Origin of the sequence: Campylobacter sp. IFREMER_LSEM_CL1890 (assembly GCF_025772045.1) — a bacterium.
In the GTDB taxonomy this organism is placed as follows: Bacteria; Campylobacterota; Campylobacteria; order Campylobacterales; family Campylobacteraceae; genus Campylobacter_D; species Campylobacter_D lari_D.
This window is the reverse complement of sequence record NZ_JAKMRK010000027.1, coordinates 1-2,617: the sequence shown is the minus strand read 5'-3', so window position 1 is coordinate 2,617 and position 2,617 is coordinate 1. Positions and strand designations below refer to the sequence as shown.

Below are 2,617 nucleotides of genomic sequence, written 5' to 3'. Positions count from 1 at the left end.
CAATAGGTTTATTAACATCAGGAGTTATTAATAAAGGAATAGTTTTAAAGTCTCCAGCTATGATAACTTTTTCAAATTCATTGTTATCTTTAAAATCTTGAAGTTGATCTTTATAGTCGAGCAATTGTGCATAAAGATTTTTAGCTTCAGTATTAAGCTTTATAATGGTGCTTTTAATACTTACAAATAAAGGGTCATTTTCATTTGCCAAGCCTTTTTCTATTAAAACTACATAATCATTATAAGCTTTTATAAATTTGGCTAATTCTTCTTGATTTTCATCAAGCAAGTGCTCAATATTAAAACCTTTTGATACTATATTTTCATTAAGAACTTTAAGCTCATTATATAGTTTGTTTTTTTTGTTATTAAAGTTTGTAAATTTAGCGCCAGCATTTATGAAAGATTTTTCAAAACTATCTTTTACTGTTTCATCAGTAAATTTAGCTTTGTTTATATCATGATCTTTATATGCATTTAAAAAGCTCAAGCTTTGTAATAATGCTCTAGCATCATTTTCTTTTACATCTAAATATGTAGTTATAAATTTAACCTGCTCATCTTCTGTTTTATTTGATATATCGCTATACTCACTTAGTAATTTAGCTAATAATCTAATATCTATATTATAATGAACCTTATCAATATCATTTATAATATAATCCCATATATCATCACTAATTAAATCACCTTGATCTAAAGTGGCTGTTTCGTTTTTAATCTTTTCTACATCAGGTCTAAAGATATCTTCACTTGGTTTTACTTCAAAATCAGTATTGAAACTAAAATAGCCATCCTTTTCATACAAGCCATAATCTTTTAGATCTTTATTAATTTGATTTTTAAATTCGGTGTATTTGTTATCATGATCACTGCTGTTGTATGAAATCTTTTTAAATCCATTTGTAGTATCCGCAATAGTGCCTTTTTCTGTTATATTTGGATGATATATAAAAATATTTTCATGTTTAGAGTCTGTTTTAGAAACAGCATGGAAAAGTCCAGCATACTCATTTGTTCCACCACCGTTTGCTTCGATTTTTGCACTAGGACTAAAGAATATATAAATATTTTTAAACTGATCTCTATCATCATCTACAGCAACAAATCCAGCAGCTCTTGTATTACCATCCATATAACCTGTTCCATCTGCTACAATAGAACCTATATTGTTTAAAACTATATTAGAAAAAATTTGCCCTATACCAGCAGAATATGCCATAAAGCCTGACGCATAGCTATTTTCTGCTTTATTAACACTTTTACTATAAATAGCTTTAATGTTATTTAAAACTATATTAGAATAATAATTTTGACCACTAGAGTATGCTACAAATCCAGCTGCACTACTATCATCACGAACCAACCATGGTAATGTAGGATGGTCGAAAGTTCCATTATTTTTAGCTTGAATTAAATCAATATTATTTAATACTATATGATTAAATTCATTAATTCTATCTCCACTAAAATCCCCTTGAGTTGAGTTAAAAAGATATCCTACAAAACCACCAACCCTTGCTCTTTCAGTATCTGTTTCTGCCATGATATTATCAATATTATGCAAAACAATATTATCAAATTTATGTCCTATGTTGCTATAATTATATACTCCAGACCATAAACCCCCAGTAAAGCCACCTACATAGGCAAAATCACCTTTACCGTAAATCTTTCCTATATCCATCAGAGCTATGTTGTTAAATGAGCTTCCTTTCATATAGCACCAAATATCATCATAGCAATTCACGCCATCCCAATCATCTAAATCTCCACCCCAATCTGCAATAATGCCTGCAAAACCGCCAACATAGCTAATATGATTTTTTGATTCTGCTTTTATTTCTTTAATACCTTTTAGTATGATATTACTTACATCACTACCATCCATAATCATACCAGCTATACCACCTGCATAAATAATGCCATCGTTTGAACCTATGATACTTCCTTGATTATAATCAACATTAAGATTTTTTAAAGTAGCGGCTCTTAATACGCCAAAAATTCCTAAATATTCTAGTTTATTTTCTAAGCTTGTCGTATCTATATTAATATTCTTAAGCGTAAAACCTTGACCATCAAAAATTTTATTAAAATAATTTTTATTATCATAGCCAACTATCATACTAGTAAATTCATTAGCATCTTTTTTACCATCACCATTTAAGTCAAACCAATAATTAGCGTAGTTTTGCTTTTTAAAATCGATATTAGCGGTTAATCTATACTCACTAGCTGTATCTCTAAAACCTTCTTTGTTTTCATTCCATCCTTTAGCAAAATACCACCAATCTTGCACAGAACCTATACCTACATATTCATCTACCTTAAAATTACCATTTTTTTTGCTTATTTTATTAAACACTTCAAAAGAACTAGGGTTGTAATAATATCCACTAGCGTTTAAATACATAGAACCTTTTGTTTTAGCATCAACATTTATTGATTGTATTTTGTCAGCATTTACACCAGCAACATTAACATAAACTTCATTGCCTTGTAAGTTTATATTTTCAGCATTGACTTTTCCAAATTTAATGCCATTGTGTTCTTTGTCCCAATTAGTATCAGCACTTAACATTACTTTATTACCTTGTAAAGTAATGTTTTTAGC

At 28.9% G+C, this 2,617-nt stretch carries 1 protein-coding gene; it reads right to left on the bottom strand.

What is annotated here, in order from left to right:
- On the bottom strand, positions 1-2,617 hold a 2,617-nt coding region (locus L8W57_RS07780; protein WP_263662320.1), incomplete at both ends, for a hypothetical protein.